Below are 18,232 nucleotides of genomic sequence, written 5' to 3'. Positions count from 1 at the left end.
CTCCCGCACTTGCCGCAGCTCATCGTGGTCTGAATCATACCGCTTGTACGTAAAAACCACGCATTAGACCACCGCCCATCATTAAACTGCCCAGCAGGGAGTAGCCATTCTTGGCATAAACTCTAGTGCTTAAAGCAAAAGCGGCTCCTGAACCATCAGGAGCCGCTTTTGCTTTACAGGATATTATCGTGTCACTGGAGCCGCCACCACTTACGCACCAGGTGTCCCTTCCACAGCCACAGCCCCGACAGCGCCACCAGGGGCAGAATCACCCAGCGCACAGCGGCGGCAGCTTCGGGCTTCTCGGCCACGGGGCCGTAGATGAAGCCCAGGATGGGGATACTGGCCAACAGGTGCAGCCAGCGGATAAGCTTACGCTCGGTAGCGGCTTTCATGATGCGGAACTACTCGGCGGTGGGCGGCGTAACGGCGGGGCGGGCGAAGGGCTGCTCGGGCATGCGGCTCCAGGGGCCGCAGTTGCGCATGCGCTGGCGGAACTTCTCCCGCTGCTCCTCGCTCATGCCTTCCATGCGGCTGGCCATTTTCTGGCGCCAGTGCTGCTGGGCTTTGGCTTTCCAGGCGGCGCCGGGGCCGCCGCCGCGGAAGCCCCCGAGCAGCAGCTTGCTGAGGATGAACAGACCCAGGGCCTGGGCAAAGGAAACGGTGGGCAGGTGGAACAGGTAAGGCATCAGCCAGTTCCAGAGCGACATGACGACGAAGCCGGCCAGGGCGACGAAAAAGGCCACGGCGAGTATGATGCGCAGGCCGCGGAGCAGCCAGAATTTGCGGTCCATGAGAAGGGAATGTGCTACTGTGGGAAATGTGCTGATGTGCTAATGATTGAGTTCAGGAGCAGGTTTGCCCCTCTGTGTGCGTCCGTGCCTTAGCACCTCAGCACGTTCAATCACATTAGCACATTAATCGAGGAAAAGGTCGTCGTACAGGGCTTGGAGCTTCACGCGGAGCTGCTGCACGGCGTAGTGTTTGCGCGAAATCAGGGTTTTGAGGGGCACGCCGGTTTCTTCGGCCATCTGCTTGAAGGTCTTGCCCTCGAACTCGTGCCAGACGAATACCTCCCGCTGGGCGGGCGGCAGTACTTCCAGCGCATCGAGGATGGCCTCCATGATGGTTTCGCGGGCCATGGCCGTTTCGGTGGAGTCGTCGGGCGCGGGCAGGATGTCGGCCAGCAACAGGGGCTCGTCGGAATCCGAGGCGGAGTGGTAGGCGGCGGCTTCCTCCAGGGAGGCGGCTTTGGGGCGGCGGTACCGGTCGATGATTTTGTTGCGAGCCACGCGGAACAGCCAGGCGGCCATCTGCTCCACGGGCTTGACGAGGCGGTAGGTTTGCACCAGCTCGTAGAAGACGTCCTGCAGCACGTCTTCGGCATCGTCCTCGTCGGGGATGCGGCGGCGGATGAACGAGAGCAGCTTGCCGCGCTGCTCGCGCACGGCCTGCTGCAGCCGGTCGTTTTGCTCGGTCATGGCCGCGCTGGTGGATGGTATGATCAAGGCCTGTTCCATTCTGAAGGGGAAGACGCCGGCCGCCGAAAATTACTTTACGGGGAATAGAAAATTTTCGGGCGGGCTAGCTGGCCACGCTGCGGGCACGGCCGGCGGTAACACTGGCAGTCATTGCGAGGCGTAGCCGAAGCAATCCTTCCTCTAGTAGTACAACGGTACAAACCGCACCACCCGCAACGGGTATCTGCGGTTTCAGGTGGTACCGTTTTCGGTTCCTGCCAGTTGGGCCGTCGTGCCGCGAGAGGAAAGATTGCTTCGTCGTGCCTCCTCGCAATGACGGCCACCCGAACCGTTGTCTGGGCATTTGCCATCGGCAAGGCGCGGCGGCGGCCGGACAATAAGGGCAGTTTTGCGCGTGGTTTTCCCAAGTTTCGGGCTACCTTTGCCCGCTAATTGGCCCCAGTTTGTTGTGGGCTTTTTTCCGCCGTTACCCCGTCCTGAATGGAACAGACGATACCGGAAGTCATTCGCACCGTTCCGCTCCAACACTACGTGTTCTTCGCCGCTGCCCTCTTCAGCATCGGCGTTCTGGGAGTGCTGACCCGGCGCAATGCCATCATCATTTTTATGTGCGTGGAGCTGATGCTCAACGCCGTCAACGTCCTGCTCGCGGCCTTTTCGGCCTACCGCGCCGATCCGAACGGGCAGGTCTTCGTGTTTTTCATCATGGCCGTAGCCGCCGCCGAAGTTGCCGTCGGCCTGGGCATTATCGTGATGATCTACCGCAACATCCAGAACACCGACGTCAACCTGCTCGACAGGCTTAAGTGGTAGTGGCGTTGAATGTGCTAATGTGGAAATGTGCTGAGGTGCTAATGCACTGAGGTCGGCTCCGCTAAGAATTAGCACATCAGCACATTCCATCACATTAGCACATTACACTAATGGCTGAACAAGCGCCCCTCGCCGTCTTTGGCGGCTCGCCGCTGCTCTACGTCCTCATTCCGCTGCTGCCGTTTCTGGGCTTCCTGATCAACGGCTTGCTCAACCGCCGGCTTTCGGGCACGGTGGCCGGGGTCATCGGCAGCGCCACCGTGCTGGGTTCCTTCCTGATTTCGGTGATGCTGTTCACGCAGTTTACCGGCACGCCCTACACGGTGCACCTGTTCGACTGGATTTCCGTCGGCTCGCTGCACATTCCGTTTGATTACCAGATCGATCAGCTCAGCCTGATCATGCTGCTGCTGGTGACGGGCGTGGGTTTCCTGATCCACGTGTACAGCATCGGCTACATGCACCACGACGAAAACGTCGGGAAGTTTTTCGCCTTCCTGAATTTGTTCGTCTTCTCGATGCTGCTGCTGGTGATGGGCGCCAACTACGTGATTCTGTTCATCGGCTGGGAAGGCGTGGGGCTGTGCTCCTACCTGCTCATCGGCTTCTGGAACAAGCACACCGCGTTCAACAACGCCGCCAAGAAGGCCTTCATCATCAACCGCATCGGTGACCTGGGCTTCCTGCTGGGCATCTTCCTGATCTACCAGACTTTCGACTCGGTGGAGTACGGCTCGGTATTCCAGCAGGCCGCGAAGTTGCCGGTTGGCGCCGGCGTTGTCACGGTCATCACCCTGCTGCTGTTCGTAGGGGCCATGGGTAAGTCGGCCCAGCTGCCGCTCTACACCTGGCTGCCCGACGCCATGGCCGGCCCCACGCCGGTGTCGGCGCTGATTCACGCCGCGACGATGGTAACGGCCGGCATCTACATGGTGCTGCGCTCCAATATCCTCTACACCCTCTCGCCCGACACGCTGAACGTGGTGGCCTGGGTGGGTGCCCTGACGGCTCTGTTCGCGGCCACCATCGGCCTCGCGCAAAACGACATCAAGAAGGTGCTGGCCTACTCCACCGTCTCGCAGCTGGGCTACATGTTCCTGGCGCTGGGCGTGATGGGCTACACCTCCTCGCTGTTCCACGTACTGACGCATGCCTTCTTCAAGGCCCTGATGTTCCTCGGCGCCGGCTCGGTGATTCACGCCATGAGCAACGAGCAGGACATCCGCAACATGGGCGGCCTGCGCAAGGCCCTGCCGATTACCTTCCTGACTTTCCTGATCGGCTGCCTGGCCATTGCCGGCATTCCGCCCTTCTCGGGCTTCTTCTCCAAGGACGAAATCCTGGCCCACGCCTTCGAGCACAACAAAGTGCTGTGGGGCATCGGCCTGCTGACGGCCTTCCTGACGGCCTTCTACATGTTCCGCCTGCTGTTCCTGACCTTCTTCGGCGAGTTCCGCGGCACGGAGGAGCAGAAACACCACCTGCACGAGTCGCCGGCGTCGATGACCATGCCGCTGATTATCCTGGCTATTCTGGCGGCCATCGGCGGCTTCATGAACGCCCCGCTGGTGCTCGGCAAAGGCTACCTGGCTGACTTCCTGGCGCCGCTGTTCAATTACTCGCGGCAGGCCAACCCCGAAGCTTTCGGCGCCGAAATCGACCACGCCACCGAGTACATGCTCATCGGCCTCTCGGTAGCGGCCGGCGTGCTGGGCATTGTGCTGGCCTACGTGCAGTACGTGAGCCGCCGGGTGCGCCCGGCCGACGACGCCTCGCAGCGCGGCTTCCTCGAAAACCTGGTGTACCACAAGTACTACGTCGACGAGCTGTACAACACCCTGTTCGTGAAGCCCTCCATGTTCCTCTCGCGCGGCCTGCACGACTTCGTGGAGAAGCGCGTGGTGGATGCCGGCGTCAACGGCGTGGGCCGCGGCGTATTCGGCGGCTCGCAGCTGCTACGCAACCTGCAGACCGGCAAGGTGGAAACCTACCTGCTGCTGATGGTGGTGGGCATCGTGGTGGTGCTGGCACTGAATTTCATGAATTTCTAGAACGGTAATGGTGCCACGACTCCCAAGTCGTGGCACCACCGCTGTTTACCCCGAGAAGATACTTGCAGCTTAAAACAGTGGTGGCCCGGCTTTGAGCCTTGCCTCCACTCCCCGACAAAAAATGCTGACTGCCCTTCTGCTTATCTGGCCCGTGGCCGCCGCCCTGCTGCTGCACTTCGTGCGCGGTGGTGCTGCGCGGGCGCTGGCCTTTGGCGCTTCGCTGGTCGAGCTGGTGCTGGCCATCTACGCGGCCTTCCAGTTCCAGACCGACTACTCCCAGCCGCACTTCGAGCTGGACTACGCCTGGCTGGCCTCGGCCGGTATCCACTTCCACATCGGGATGGACGGGCTGAGCCTCTTGCTGGTGCTGCTCACGGCCTTTCTGGTGCCGCTGATTCTGCTGGCCTCCTTCCGCCACGACTACGAGAATCCCTCGGTGTTCTACGCGCTGGTGCTCTTCATGCAGTCGGGCCTGATCGGGGTGTTCGTGGCCCTGGATGCCTTCGTATTCTACTTCTTCTGGGAAGTGGCCCTGATTCCGATTTACTTCCTGGCCGGCGTGTGGGGCGGGGAACGGCGCGTGCAGGTCACGCTGAAGTTCTTCATCTATACCGTGGTCGGCTCCCTGCTGATGCTGGCCGGCTTCGTGTACCTCTACTACATGACCGGGGCCAGCGGCGCCGCCCGCAGTTCCGACCTCGCGGCCTTCTACAACCTGCAGCTCAGCGCCCAGGAGCAGTCCTGGCTGTTCCTGCTCATCTTCGCGGCCTTCGCCATCAAGATGCCGCTGTTTCCGCTGCACTCCTGGCAGCCCGATACCTACGAGCAGGCGCCCGCGCCGGCCACCATGCTGCTCTCGGGCATCATGCTGAAAATGGGTATCTACGGCACCCTGCGCTGGCTGCTGCCGGTGGTGCCGCTGGGCGCCAGCCGCTGGGTGGGCATCGTGATGGTGCTGGCCGTGGTGGGCATCATCTACGGCGCGCTGATTGCCATCCGCCAGCGCGACATGAAGCGCCTGATTGCCTTTTCCTCGCTCTCGCACGTGGGCCTGATGATTGCCGGCATGTTCTCCCTGACGGCCGTGGGCCTGCAGGGCACCGTGATTCAGATGCTGGCCCACGGCGTGAACGTGGTCGGCATGTTCTTCATTGCCGACATCATCGAGCGGCGCACCGGCACCCGGCAGATTCCGGAGCTGGGCGGCCTGACCCGCGCCACGCCCCTGCTGTCGGTAACCTTCCTCGTGATTCTGCTCGGCACCGTGGCCCTGCCGCTCACCAACGGTTTCGTGGGCGAGTTCCTGCTGCTGATGGGCGTGTACCAGTTCAACCCCTGGCTGGGCGCCGTGGCCGGCCTGACCATCGTGTTCGGCGCGGTGTACCTGCTGCGCATGTTCCAGCGCGTGATGCTGGGCCCGGATTCCTCGTTCAGCGCCGTCATCCGCGACCTGACGGGCGCCGAGCTGGCCGTGCTGGTGCCGCTGGTGCTGATGGTGTTCTGGATTGGGCTGTTCCCCGGCACGTTCATGCACATTTCGGAGCCGGCCGTGAACAAGCTGCTGGTGCTCATCAACCGCTAAGCCTCCCGCCCCATGCTCTCGATTATTCTGCTTTCCGTTTCCGGGCTGGCCAATCTGTTCCTGGGTTTCCTGCGCTCCAACCGGCTGATTCTGCCGCTGGTGCTGCTGGTGCTGGCCGCCGTGCTGGCCATCAACATCTTCGACGTGGACAACAGCTCGGCCTTCGTGACCGAGCTTGCCCAACGGGATTACCTGCGTGGCATGCTGTACTTCGATCAGTACGCCCGCGTCTTCACCGGCGTCATCGTGCTGACGGCACTGCTGCTGCTGCCCTTCTCGCAGAAGTACGTGCAGGACGACAACCCCAACCTGGCCGAGTTCTACAGCCTGATGCTGTTTTCGCTGGTGGGCGCCATCATGATGGTGAGCTACACCAACATCCTGATTCTGTTCCTGGGCATCGAGACGCTGAGCATTGCCATGTACGTGCTGGCCGGCTCCGATAAGAGCAACCTGCGCTCCAACGAAGCCGCCCTGAAGTACTTCCTGATGGGCTCGTTTGCCACCGGCATCCTGCTCTTCGGCGTGGCCCTGCTCTACGGCGCCACCGGCACCTTCGACCTCAACCAGATGGGCGCCGCCATCCGCGCCCTGCCCACCGCCGACGCCTCGCTGGCGCCGATGATGTACGTGGGCATTCTGCTCATGCTCATCGGCATCGGCTTCAAGATTTCGGCCGCGCCCTTCCACTTCTGGACGCCCGACGTGTACGAGGGTGCCCCCACCATCTTTACCGGCTTCATGAGCACGGTGGTGAAAACGGCCGGCGTGGCCGGTTTCTTCAAGCTGCTGGTGGTAGCCTTCGGCGGCGACACCATTCCGTTCTGGCTGCCCACGCTCACCACCATGCTGGTGCTGACTTTGCTCATCGGCAACGTGGGCGCCGTGGCTCAGACCAGCGTGAAGCGCATGTTGGCCTACTCCAGCATCTCGCACGCGGGCTACCTGCTGCTGGCCCTGGTGGCCCTGCGCAGCGGCATGCTCTCGGCCTCGGCCATCTTCTTCTACTCGCTGGCCTACTCGCTGGCCACGGTGGCGGCCTTCGGCGTATTGCAGCTGGTGTACAACCAGCGCCAGCGCGAGGACTACGAGGGCCTCAACGGCCTGGCCCGCACCAACCCGCTGCTGGCCCTGGCCATGACGATTTCGATGCTGTCGTTGGCCGGCATTCCGCTGACGGCGGGCTTCTTTGGTAAGTTCCAGCTGTTCAACGCCGCCGCCCAGGAAGGCTACATCGGCCTGATCGTGTTTGCGGTGGTGATGTCGGCTATTGGTATCTACTACTACCTGCGCCCCATCATGGCCATGTACATGCGCCCGGCCGTGGAAGGCGCCGAAGCTCCGGTGCCCGTCACGGCACTGCAGTCGGTGGTGCTGGTGGTGCTGATGGGCCTGACGGTGCTGCTGGGCGTGCTGCCCGGCCTGCTCGACGGCGTGCTGAACGTGCAGTAACAGCTTCTTCGCAGAAACAGAAAAGCGGCTCTCGGGCCGCTTTTTCTGTTTTCAGGGGTTTTGAATGGTTGATGCAATGCAAAGGTTGCAACTGCGCAGGGCACCGTTGAGTTAGAGTTTCTTCTCCGAAACCGAGGTTGAGACAAGAAATATATCTACAGCTCCGATTGCGCGGCGGCCAGCGGAAGCCTGCGCGGTCGGGCAGTTCAGATCCTGTTCAAAAATAGCAGCGCCTGCCGAGGGGTTGATACCCTGGCAGGCGCTGCGTGAATCAGGCGGAAATAAGCGGCTTGAAACGGTTACTTTTTCGTTACGCGCACGTCTACCCGGCGGTTCTGGGCGCGGCCTTCGGGCGTGTCGTTAGTGGCCAGCGGGTGCTCCTGGCCGTAACCTTCGGCCGCCACGCGCCCCGCGTCGATGCCGTTGTTCATAACGGCCTTGCGGGCAGCGTTGGCCCGGTCGGCGCTCAGGGTCAGGTTGGCGTCGGCGCTGCCTTTGTTGTCGGTGTAGCCGCCGAGCTTGATGGCCGCGTTCGGGAAGGCTTTGAGAATAGCAGCAATATTTTTCAGCTGCTGCTGCGACTCCGTCGTGAGGGTAGACTTGCCGGTATCGAAATACACCCGGTCGAGGCTCAGCCAGCCCTGGGTTTTGTCGTCGCTGACGGTCATGCTGGCGTCGTTCAGGAAATTGAACAGCCGGGCTTCCGTCGAGTTGCTGCCTACGTTCAGCACCGTACCGTCGGGTAGTTTCACGTCGGTGTTGGCGCCGGTGTCGTAGATGTAGTTGCCGGTGGCCTCGTCGTAGCGGCCGGTGGGCGTGGCCGCCACGGCCGGCGCAGCCGTCGTGGTGGTCGTATCCACGGTGGTCGTCGTCTCGGTGGTCGTGACCGGCTCTTCGTGCTTGTTGCGCCCGAAGAGGTAGTACAGCAGGCCCGCCCCGAGCAGGAGCAGCAGCAGCCAGGGCCACCACGGGCGGCCTTCGCGCACCACGGGGGCCACGGTTTCAGCTGCCACGTTGCGGGCCGCGTAGCCGGTGTCGCGCACGGCATTGGCCATGCCGGCCCCGGCGGCGGTAGCGGCACCGCCCAGGCCCCCCAGCAGCCCGCCCAACCCAAACGGCAGCGCGTCGAGAATCGACGAGCGTTGCGAGGTCAGCCAGCCGCTAAGGCCGTGGGCATCGAGGTTGTTCTGCGCCGCGTGCCGGCCCAGCAGCCCCAGCACCACCGGCACCACCAGCCCCGCCAGCCGCCCCACGATGCCGCTGTTGACACCGCTGCCGCTGGCAATGGCTTCGGTAGCGGGCTGATACTGGGCTCCGAGAGCCGAGCGCAGCAACTCCGGCCCACGACTGGACCAGCCGCCCCCGTCGCCGGTGAGCAGGCTGCCCACGTTGTCGAGCAGGCCGCTGCTGTGGGCCTGCTGGGCCATGCCAAACACTTCGGCCGGGCCGCCGGGCTGCTCGGTGCGGCGCAGCAGGCCACCCAGTACCAGGGGGGCCAGGCCCATCAGCGCCGAGCGGACGCGGCTGCCGTCTTCGCCCAGCGCGGTACTGGTCTGTTGCACTACGCCATCGGAGAAATAACTCCGCACAACGTCAATGATGTTTTGGCTCATGGCTTTAGAGGGCTAGGTAAGCGTGAAAGGAAAAGAACGAATGTGAAAATTCAACGATTCCTCGCCTGCTTGGTTGCCCACCGCTCCGCTTATTTCTGCGTCACCCGCACGCTGATGCGCCGGTTCAGCGCCCGGCCCACCGGCGTTTCGTTGCTGGCCACGTTGTGCTTCTGCCCGTAGCCCTTGGCCTCCACCCGATTGGCCGCAATGCCCATATCCACCAGCACGGCCATGGCGGCCGTGGCGCGCTGTTCGCTCAGGCGCAGGTTGTCCTTGAAATAGCCGGTGCTGTCGGTGTAGCCGCCGATTTTAACGTGCGCCGTCGGGAAGCTTTTCAGGATGCTGGCCACGTTGCCCAGCTGCGCCGTCGACTCGTCAGTGAGCGTGGCCTTACGGGCATCGAAGTACACGCGGTCGAAGTTGATCCAGCCCTTGGTGCGGTTCACCGGGTCGACCTGCTGCGTGGCGTCGGCCAGGAAGTTGTAAAGCTTGTTTTCGGTGGAGTTGGCCCCTACCGTCAGCGTGGAGCCATCGACCAGCGCCAGGCGCACCGGCCGGCCGGTGTCGTAGATATAATTCTCCGTGCCCGCGTCGTAGCGCCCGCTGATGGCCGTCACCGGGGCTGCATCGGGACCGGTGGCCGCAGCGGCTACGTCACGGCTGGCCGGTGCGGGAGCGGTAGTCGTCGGTACCAGGCTGGCCGTGGCAAGGGCAGTTGTGCCGGGGCCCGGGGCCGGGCGCGGCGTGCGCCCCAGCCAGTAGCCCACGATTATTGCCGCGAAAATGACCAATGCTGGCAGCAGCCACTGCCGCAGCCGGCGGTCCGGGTGGTCGGTTTCCTCTTGCATGGGCAAGGGAGCCGTGTGCGGGTGGGCTCCCACGGTAGGCTCAATGCCGTGGCCGTTACGGGCCTTTGTGGCCGCGTCGGCCAGCAGCAGGCCGGTTACGCTGCTGCGCTGGCTTTGCAGCCAGCGGCCCAGTGCCGGGGCATCGAGGTGGTCGGTGGCAGCATGCTCGCCGAGCACGCTGAGCATGACGGGCGCCGCCAGCCCCAGCAGGCCTTCCACGGCTTCGGTGCGGATGCCACTTTCGGAGGCCACCGAGGCAATACGGCCGCTGTAGTGGTCGGTGAGCAGGGCCTTCATCAGCTCCTGCCCTCGGGGCGCCTGGGCGGCCAGCACGTCGGCGCGGGTGCCGGCCTCGTGCGCGTCGCGGGCCATGAGCCAGACGACATCGATGCCGCCGACCTGCTCTGAGAGCTTAATCAGGCTGCTGAGCACCAGGGGCACCACTTTGGGCAAGGCTTTACGCACCCCGGCTTCGCTCTCTCCCACCACCACACTGGCCTGGCTGACGGCCGGAGCCGTGAAACAAGCCGATACTTCCTCCAACACGTTCTGCGCCATGACTGTAGGGTTTACACGTTAGACCATAGATAATAATACAAATAATTATTAACATAAATCAATTTTATACCAAACAGCACCGCTTCAGCTCCACCTACCGAGGCGCCGTGTTGAGCAGAGAGTTGCCGAATACCAAAGCAGCCGCCTTATAGGCAGCTGATGAAAAGCCACGCAGCGGTCCGGTGCCAGTAAGGCTGCCCGGGTAAATCTGGTCGTCTGAACGCCGGCGCGCCGTAGCCGCATCGACTTCAAAATGCAGCCCGTAGAGGCACCGGAAGCCCAGGGCTTTGCCCGTACCCGCATTCACTTCCGGTTGGCGCCGATAGGCATCCGGGCAGGCCCCGAATCAGGCGCCGCGCAGCACCACCATGGGGGCGACCTGGTCGGCGTACACCACGGCGTCATCGTCGAAGGGCTCGTCGCCGCGGAACTTGAGCAGCAGGCGGGCGGTGGTGATGATGTCCTTCTGGCAATACTTCACGATGCGCGGCAAATCGTGCTCCTCGTAGTACACACGGGCCACGTCGGCGCCGTTGATGTCGTCCTTAGGCGTCGGGATGCCGAACATGGCCGCCAGCAAGGCCAGGGAGGTGAAGGATTTCCGGTCGCCGAACTTCCACAGCTCCATGGTGTCGAGGTGGTTGATTTCCCAGGGCTTTTTGCCGGCCACGTCGAGCTGCGGGGGCAAGGCCACGCCGTTGATGAGCATGCGGCGCGAGAGGTAGGGAAAATCGAATTCCTTGCCGTTGTGGGCGCAGAGGGTGAAAGTGGGCCGCTTGCTGAGGGCCCGCACGAAGTCGCGCAGCAGGTCGGCCTCGTCGTCGCCGGCGAAGCTTTTCACCTTGAAGCGCAGCTGCTCCAGCGCGTCGTAGTAGAAATAGCCGACCGAGATGCAGATGACCCGCCCGAATTCGGCGTAAATGCCAGCCTGGGCGAACAGCGACGCGGCGGTAAACCGGTCGGGCATGGGCTCGATTTCCTCGGCGCCCCAGGTAGGAAAGCCCTGCTGCCGGCGCAGGCTCTGGGCCTTATGCTCCCAGAGGTGGCGCAGCATGTCGTCCAGCTCCTCGTGGCAGCCTACGCAGGGCACCGTCTCGATGTCGAGCACGAAAACGTCGGTCAGCTTGAGGTTACGGAGCAGTTGCATGGGCACACCGGGCGGAGGGTCGGTAACGAAGATAGGCCACTACCGGGGCAAACGCCAAGCCGGCCCGGTTTGTTTTGACGGGGTGTCGGCTCACTAGGGCCAAAAAAATACGCCCGCCGGATCAGAAATCAGGCGGGCGCATTCGCGGTATGCTTCAGCTCGGCCGCGGCCGCTGCTACCGGAAGGGCAATAGGTGTGTCGGGCGAAACACGGGGCTGAGCCGCGCTACGCCAGGGCCGGGCTGCCGGTAAGCCACAGGCCCAGCATGGAAATCAGCAGCTGCCGACGGGATTTCGCAGACATGAGCGGACGGCGGTGAAGAGTGGAGCATATCAGCCGTTCCCCGCATGGGGAGGGCTCGATGACAAATTCGGCAATCGGCTGGCGCCCGTCAATCACATGATGATGTGATACCCGATGTGAGGCGGCCGCAGGGGCCCGGCAAGGTCGTTTTCAGACGAAAAAAACGCAGCGTTTCCCGCAGGCCTAGGTCAGACCCTGGCGCAGGGCCTTGCTCACGGCCTCGGTCATGGAGCGCACGTGCAGCTTCTCGTAGATTTTCTTGATGTGCGAGCGAACGGTGTCGAGCGAGATGCCGCGGTCGTGGGCAATCATCTTGTAGCTGTAGCCTTCCACCAGCAGGCCGAGGATTTCCTGCTCCCGGGCGCTGAGGTTGGCGGGCGAGTCTTCCTGCTGGCGCGGGGCCACGGGCTTCGGGAACAGGCGCAGCACCTGCCGGGCAATGGCGGGCGTCATCGGGGCGCCGCCGGCGCGTACCTCGCCGATGGCGTCGAGCAGCTTGGCGGGCGGGGTTTTCTTGAGCAGGTAGCCGTCGGCGCCGGCGCACACGGCCTGGAACACCCGGTCGTTGTCCTCAAACACGGTGAGCATCACCACGCTGACCTTGGGCGAGTTGGCCTTGATGCGCTTCAGGCCCTCGATGCCGTTGATGCCGGGCATGTCGATGTCCATGAGCACCACGTCGGGCTTGAGGCGCGGAATGTCGGTTTCCACCTGCTGGCAGTTGCCCAGGGCGCCCACCAGCTCCAGGCCCGGCGTGCCGCCCAGCAGGTGGCTCAGGCTCAGGCGCAGGTCGGGGTTGTCTTCGTAAATCAGGACGCGGGTATCGGCGGTTTCCATGGCAGTGAACGGTGGTAAAGGGGTGCGAGTCAGAATGCTGCGAAGGTACGGCCCGCACAGGCGCGGCGCTGTAGCATAATGATGTGAGGCCGTCCGCGTCGCAGCGCGAACTTTCAGCTCGCGTATCCTTGCTGACGTCCGGACGGTGGTCGTCCGACGATACGCGAACTGAAAGTTCGCGCTACAGGCTACTTCAGCGGCACGCGCAGCTCCAGCCGGGTGCCTTCGCCGGGCGCGGTGTCGATGGTGAGATGAGCTTTGATGGCGGCGGCGCGGCTGCGCATGTTGGTCATGCCGTTGCCGCCGCCCTGGGCCGGGGCTTTCGGGTCGAAGCCCACGCCGTCGTCCTCCACGCGCAGCACCAGGCTGCGGTTGTCGTAATCGAGGGTGATACGGGCGAATTCGGCCTTGGAGTACTTCGCCAGGTTGTTGACGGCCTCCTTGAACATCAGGAAAAACTCCCGTCGGGCGCGCATGGGCAGGCGGTGCTCGGTCACCTCGGGCGCCACCTTAAAGATGAAGTCGATGCCGCGGGCTTCGAGCACGTCGGAGGCGAAGCTGCGCATGCGCGAGGTGACGGACTCCATCGAGTCGTGGGCGGGGTTGATGGCCCACACGATATCGTCCATGGAGTCGAGCATGCGGCGCGAGGAGTCGCCGATCTGGTCGAGCAGCTGCGAGGACTGCTCCGCGTTGCCGCGCTGCTGGTGGGTGCGCGCCAGCTGGCTCAGAATGCTGATGGACGAGAGCGTGGAGCCCATGTCGTCGTGCAGGTCGCGGGCGATGTTATGGCGCACGCGCTCCAGGGCCAGCAGCTGGCTCACGCGCACCCGGTAGGCCAGGAAGAGCAGCCCGAACACCAGCCAGCTGGCCAGAATGCGGAACCACCACGTCTGGTACCACGGCGGCTCCACCACTAGGCGCAGCGAGGCCCCCACGTTGTTCCACACGCCGTCGTTGTTGGCGGCCCGCACCCGAAACACGTAGGTGCCCGGGTCGAGGTTGGTGTAGGTGGCCTGGCGCTGGGTGCCCGCGTCGATCCACTTCTCGTTGAAGTTTTCCAGCTTGTAGGCGAAGCGGTTTTTGTCGGACAGCCGGTAGTTCAACGCGGCAAACTCGATCGAGAAGAAATTGTCGCGGGGGTTGATGGTGAGCAGGCGGCTGGCCGTGATGCTGGTATCGAGGGTGGCCCAGCGGTTGAACTTGCGGAAGCCCGTCAGCACCACGGGCGGGGGCTCGGCGTTGAAGCGCACGGCCGCGGGCTGAAAGGCCACCAGGCCGTTGCCGCCGCCGAAAAACAGGCGGCCGTCGCGCCCGCGCCAGTAGGCCCCGGCGTTGTGCTCGTCCTGGGGCAGCCCGTCGCGGGTGTCGTAGGTGCGAAACTCCTTGGTACGCGGCGTGAAGCGGGCAATGCCCTTGTTGGTGGCCACCCACAGGTGTTGCTGGGCGTCCAGGGCCATGCCGTAGATGACGTTGTTGGGCAGCCCATCCGCCTCGCCGTAGTTTTCGAAGCGGCCCCGTTCGGCATCGATCAGGCAGGACAGCCCGCCGCCTTCGGTGCCCAGCCACAGGCGGCCCTGCTCGTCTTCGAGCATGCAGCGCACGAAATCGGTGGAGAGGCTGTGGGGGTCGTCGCGGCGGGCGCGGAAGGCGCGGCAGTGGCCGGTGCGCGAGTCGAACTGGCTGAGGCCGCCCCCGCCAATGCCCACCCACAGCCGGCCGCGGCGGTCCTGGTACACGCAGCGCACGTAGTTGCCGCTGAGGCTGAGCGAGTCGTGGGGGTTGTTGCGGTACACGGCGCAGCGGCCCGACACGGGGTCGATCAGGTTCAGCCCGCCCTCGGTGCCCACCCAGATGCGCCCCTGCCGGTCTTCGTACACGCAGCGCACGTTGTCGTCGGAGAGGCTGGTGGGGTCAGCGGGGTTGTGGCGGAAGCGGCGGAAGCGGCCGGTGGCCGGGTCGAGGTAGGTCAGCCCCTTGCTGCGGGTGCCCACCCAGAGGCGGCCGGCGCGGTCGGGCAGCACGGCGCGGATGAAGTCCTCGGGCAGGGCCTGCGGGTCGGCCGGGTTGGCGCGGTAGGTTGTCACCCGGCCCGATATGGGGTCGTGGCGGAGCAGGCCGTTGGTTTCGGAGCCCACCCAGAGGTTACCGACCGCGTCCTCGGCCACGGCCCACACCGGCCCGGTGAAACGCGAGGGCACGGGCTGGGTGAAGGCATTGGGCCGGGGCTCGAAGCTGACCACGCCCTGATCGGTGCCGCCCCAGAGCAGGCCCGAACGGTCCTGAAACAGGCTTATCACCTTGTCGGTGGGCAGGCTGCGCGGGTTGTTGAGCTGGTGCTGCCACACGGTAAAGTAGTCGGCGGCGGCATCGTAGCGGCACAGGCCCCGCACGGTGCCCACCCACACGCGCTCCTGCTGGTCCACCAGCACGGCATTGACTTCGTTGCTAGGCAGGCTGCCCACGCGGGCGGGGTCGTGACGAAAATGCGTTTTCTGATTGGTCAGCAGGTCGATGAAGCACAGCCCGCCCCCGTCGGCGGCGGCCACCCACAGCCCGTTGCGCGGGGTAGCGGCCAGGGACTTAATGGCGCTGCCGGGCGCCCAGCCGGCCAGGGGCACCAACCGTCCGGTTTTGAAATCGACGACGCTGATGCGCCCCTCGCCGGTGCCCACCCAGATGCGCCCGTCGGGCGTTTGGGTAATGGCGCGGATGGAGTTGCGGTGTACGTTGCCGCTCACCGCCTGGGCGTGCCGGAACTGCCGCACCTTGCCGGTTTTGGGGTCGATCAGGTTCAGGGCCTTTTCGGAGCCCGCCCACACCAGGCCCTGCCGGTCACAGAATACCGACCACACGAAGTCGTCGGCAATGACGCCTTCGCTGTAGCTGGTGAAGGATTCCTTCAGCGGGTCGTAGTACGAGAGGCCGCCGCCGCCGGTGCCCACCCATACGCCGCCACGCGGGTCGGCGGCAATGTCCTGGATGAAGTTGCTGAGCAGGGTGCCGGGCCGCTGCGGGTCGCCGCGAAACACCCGGAACGAGGCCCCGTCGTAGCGGTTAAGCCCGTCCTGGGTGCCCAGCCACAGGAAGCCGGCGCGGTCCTGGGTCAGGCAGGACACGCTGTTTTCCGACAGGCCAACCTGCGACGACAGGGCCCGGAACGTCAGGTTCTGGGCCGCGGCCGGCACGGCCAGCCAGCCAAGCAGCAAGGCAACAAGCAGGGGCAGCCAGGCGCGCTGCCAGCGCAGTACGGAACTCATCCCGTGCAAGGTAAGTCCACTGCGGGCAGCTTGTCAATCACATGATTTTCCGCCGGGCCCATGTGGTTTGCAGCTGCCGCAGCCGGTACGCATACACGACCGAGCCCAAGCTCAGCCTGATCAAGACGCCGTAGCCCAACAATATGAATACCCGCGCACATAGGGCAAGGCACATCACTGAGCGTTTATACCCCCTGTTATTTATAGCTATTTACATTAGAACACTATATAAACCGAGGCACATGCCCATGTTTTCAATAGGGCTCTATCAGAATTTATACATACTCACTCTATATTGCCCCTTCGCATAGAAGGCTACATGCACGCACTGCTACCGATTTTATTCGCCGCCATTATGGGCCTGGGCCACGCGTTTGAGCCCGACCACCTGATTGCCGTCAGCCAGCTGGTGGCCCGGCGCGACAGCACGCTGCTGGCGGTGAAGGACGGCCTGTACTGGGGCCTGGGCCACACCACCATGCTGGTCGTGTTTGGCAGCGTTATCCTGTTCGGTAAGCTCACGCTGCTGTCGGGCGGCTACTTCGAGGTGCTGGTGGGACTGGTGCTCATCGGCATGGGCGTGGGGCGGCTGACCAACCGCGCCAACTTCGTGCCCACCCGCAACGTGCGCAACCCGCACGCCTGGGCCTACGCCATCGGGCTGCTGCACGGGCTGGCGGGCAGCGGGGTGCTGGTGCTGGCCGTGCTCGGCGAGCTGCGCAGCCCCTGGCTGGCGCTGGCCTACGTGCTGGTATTCGGGCTGGGCTCGGTGGTGGGCATGTTCGGGGCGGCCGGACTGATGCACATTCCCTTCACCCGGCGCATGCGCCTGAGCCGCGCCCTCACCGGCTCAGTGGTGGCGGTGTCGTCGCTCATCAGCATCGCCTACGGCGGCTGGATGGTTTATAGTAATTGCTGAATTACTTGATTGCTAAATTGTTATCTGCCTTCATTGCTCTTCTCAGCAACCCAACACGTCCCAGCACAATCAACAATTTAACAATCAAGCAATTTAGCCATTCACCAAATGCACCTCTCGCCCAAAGACCTTGATAAGCTGGTGCTGCACCAGGCCGGTTTCGTGGCCCAGAAGCGCTACGCCCGCGGCCTGCGCCTGAACTACCCCGAAGCCGTGGCTCTGCTGGCCACCCAGCTGCTGGAATTTATCCGCGACGGGGAATCGGTGGCAGCGCTGATGGATAAGGGCAAACACATCCTGGGGCTGCAGGACGTGATGGAGGGCGTGGCCGCGCTGCTGCCCGAGGTGCAGGTGGAAGGCACCTTCCCCGACGGCACCAAGCTGGTGACGGTGCACGAGCCCATCTGCCGCGAAACCGGCTCCACCGAGCTGGCCCTCTACGGCTCCGGCCTCACGCGCCGGGTGGAAGCCGTATCGCCCGATACGCTCATCAACGCCGCGCCCGGCGAATACCTGCTGGTAGACGGCGCCGTGCTCCTGAACGAAGGCCGCGAGACGGTGGAAATCGAGGTGACGAATATGGGTGACCGGCCGGTGCAGGTCGGCTCGCACTACCCCTTCTTCGAAACCAACGCCCGGCTGCAGTTCGACCGCGCCGCCGCCTACGGCTACCGGCTCAACATCCCGGCAGGCACGGCCGTGCGCTTCGAGCCGGGCGAGCGGAAACGCGTGACGCTGGTGGCGCTGGCCGGGGAGCGGGTGGTGTATGGGGGAAATGGGTGGATTGACGGGGCGTTGGGGGAGGAGAACAAGATAGCGGCACTAGAAAATTCAGCAGCTAAAATGCGGTGACTTTAATCGATTTCACTTACCGACAATAAGCTAAGATGACAGACGAAACGCGCAAAATGGCCGGGAAAATTGATGCCATTATTCGATCAAATGCGTGGTTTGATTTTTCCGTTGACTCCTACCACCACAGCAACCTGACTGTAGTGGGAAGCACGGATTTCTCTTATTACCATCAATTAGAAGTGACGTTTCACAATGTGTTTTTTGCCGCCTGCTATTTCCGCGACTGGAAGTCAGATACCACCGCACCAGTGTTTATAATACCCGCGCAGGTAGAAGCGCACCGAATAAACTTTCAGCTTCAGATCGAAGCTGGATATGACCTTTTCGTTTTCAAGGTTGAGAATTCAGAAACTGACGTGGTAATAGCCGCCGAAACTATTTCTTATAACACGGATACCGTGCTTTATTACTACAGAGACGATTTACAGCCCGGTATGAGGCTAGCCGATTTTGTAGTCAAACCCAGCTGATTACAGCACGCACCAACCCAATTCTAAATTCCGCTACACTTCC

General features: G+C 63.3%; 15 protein-coding genes. 7 read left to right on the top strand and 8 right to left on the bottom strand.

The genetic code is table 11. From position 1 onward, the window contains the following. Positions 1-191: 191 nt before the first annotated feature. From FDY95_RS23990 to FDY95_RS23980, 3 genes are all read right to left on the bottom strand, one after another. Positions 192-395, bottom strand: coding sequence for a hypothetical protein (locus FDY95_RS23990; protein WP_138081905.1), 204 nt, complete (start codon positions 393-395; stop codon positions 192-194). Positions 396-404: 9 nt separating this feature from the next. Continuing rightward, the gene (locus tag FDY95_RS26630; RefSeq protein ID WP_212744949.1) at positions 405-794 is read right to left on the bottom strand and encodes a hypothetical protein; all 390 of its coding nucleotides are present in this window, start codon (positions 792-794) and stop codon (positions 405-407) included. A gap of 123 nt (positions 795-917) precedes the next feature. Continuing rightward, positions 918-1,520, bottom strand: coding sequence for an RNA polymerase sigma factor (locus FDY95_RS23980; protein ID WP_212744948.1), 603 nt, complete (start codon positions 1,518-1,520; stop codon positions 918-920). 441 nt (positions 1,521-1,961) lie between these two features. Between FDY95_RS23980 and nuoK the strand changes: the two genes are divergently transcribed. The 4 genes from nuoK (at position 1,962) to FDY95_RS23960 (ending at position 7,379) form a co-directional block, all read left to right on the top strand. Next, positions 1,962-2,294: an NADH-quinone oxidoreductase subunit NuoK gene (gene nuoK, locus FDY95_RS23975; protein WP_111480783.1), complete on the top strand. Its 333-nt coding sequence runs from the start codon at positions 1,962-1,964 to the stop codon at positions 2,292-2,294. Between the two features lie 110 nt (positions 2,295-2,404). Continuing rightward, positions 2,405-4,345 (top strand): NADH-quinone oxidoreductase subunit L, encoded by a 1,941-nt coding sequence (nuoL, locus tag FDY95_RS23970; protein WP_138081903.1) that lies wholly within the window; start codon positions 2,405-2,407, stop codon positions 4,343-4,345. A gap of 121 nt (positions 4,346-4,466) precedes the next feature. Further along, a complete protein-coding gene (locus FDY95_RS23965) occupies positions 4,467-5,927 on the top strand; it encodes a complex I subunit 4 family protein (RefSeq protein WP_138081901.1) in 1,461 nt (486 codons plus the stop codon). Between the two features lie 12 nt (positions 5,928-5,939). Continuing rightward, a complete protein-coding gene (locus tag FDY95_RS23960; protein WP_138081899.1) occupies positions 5,940-7,379 on the top strand; it encodes an NADH-quinone oxidoreductase subunit N in 1,440 nt (479 codons plus the stop codon). A gap of 299 nt (positions 7,380-7,678) precedes the next feature. Here the strand turns inward: FDY95_RS23960 and FDY95_RS23955 are convergent, their stop codons facing one another. The 5 genes from FDY95_RS23955 to FDY95_RS23935 all read right to left on the bottom strand — a co-directional run bounded on the left by FDY95_RS23955 (position 7,679) and on the right by FDY95_RS23935 (position 15,945). Then, a complete protein-coding gene (locus FDY95_RS23955) occupies positions 7,679-8,992 on the bottom strand; it encodes an OmpA family protein (protein ID WP_138081897.1) in 1,314 nt (437 codons plus the stop codon). Positions 8,993-9,081: 89 nt separating this feature from the next. Then, positions 9,082-10,398: an OmpA family protein gene (locus tag FDY95_RS23950; protein WP_138081895.1), complete on the bottom strand. Its 1,317-nt coding sequence runs from the start codon at positions 10,396-10,398 to the stop codon at positions 9,082-9,084. Between the two features lie 346 nt (positions 10,399-10,744). Next, positions 10,745-11,545 (bottom strand): 3'-5' exonuclease, encoded by an 801-nt coding sequence (locus FDY95_RS23945; RefSeq protein WP_212744947.1) that lies wholly within the window; start codon positions 11,543-11,545, stop codon positions 10,745-10,747. Positions 11,546-12,031: 486 nt separating this feature from the next. Further along, a complete protein-coding gene (locus tag FDY95_RS23940; RefSeq protein ID WP_138081893.1) occupies positions 12,032-12,685 on the bottom strand; it encodes a response regulator in 654 nt (217 codons plus the stop codon). 188 nt (positions 12,686-12,873) lie between these two features. Further along, positions 12,874-15,945 carry a sensor histidine kinase gene (locus tag FDY95_RS23935; RefSeq protein WP_138081891.1) on the bottom strand — a complete coding sequence of 1,024 codons (3,072 nt, stop codon included), beginning with the start codon at positions 15,943-15,945 and terminating at the stop codon, positions 12,874-12,876. Positions 15,946-16,264: 319 nt separating this feature from the next. On the opposite strand from FDY95_RS23935, the gene FDY95_RS23930 reads away from it, so the two are divergent. The 3 genes from FDY95_RS23930 (at position 16,265) to FDY95_RS23920 (ending at position 18,189) form a co-directional block, all read left to right on the top strand. Continuing rightward, a complete protein-coding gene (locus FDY95_RS23930; protein WP_138081889.1) occupies positions 16,265-16,864 on the top strand; it encodes an urease accessory protein in 600 nt (199 codons plus the stop codon). A gap of 108 nt (positions 16,865-16,972) precedes the next feature. Then, the gene (locus FDY95_RS23925) at positions 16,973-17,716 is read left to right on the top strand and encodes an urease subunit beta (RefSeq protein ID WP_138081887.1); all 744 of its coding nucleotides are present in this window, start codon (positions 16,973-16,975) and stop codon (positions 17,714-17,716) included. A 35-nt stretch (positions 17,717-17,751) separates the two neighbouring features. After that, positions 17,752-18,189 carry a hypothetical protein gene (locus FDY95_RS23920; protein ID WP_138081885.1) on the top strand — a complete coding sequence of 146 codons (438 nt, stop codon included), beginning with the start codon at positions 17,752-17,754 and terminating at the stop codon, positions 18,187-18,189. Positions 18,190-18,232 lie beyond the last annotated feature (43 nt).

Source organism: Hymenobacter jeollabukensis, assembly GCF_005771675.1.
GTDB lineage: Bacteria > Bacteroidota > Bacteroidia > Cytophagales > Hymenobacteraceae > Solirubrum > Solirubrum jeollabukense.
Note: the sequence above shows the minus strand (reverse complement) of the source record. Positions and strands in the feature narration are given on the sequence as shown.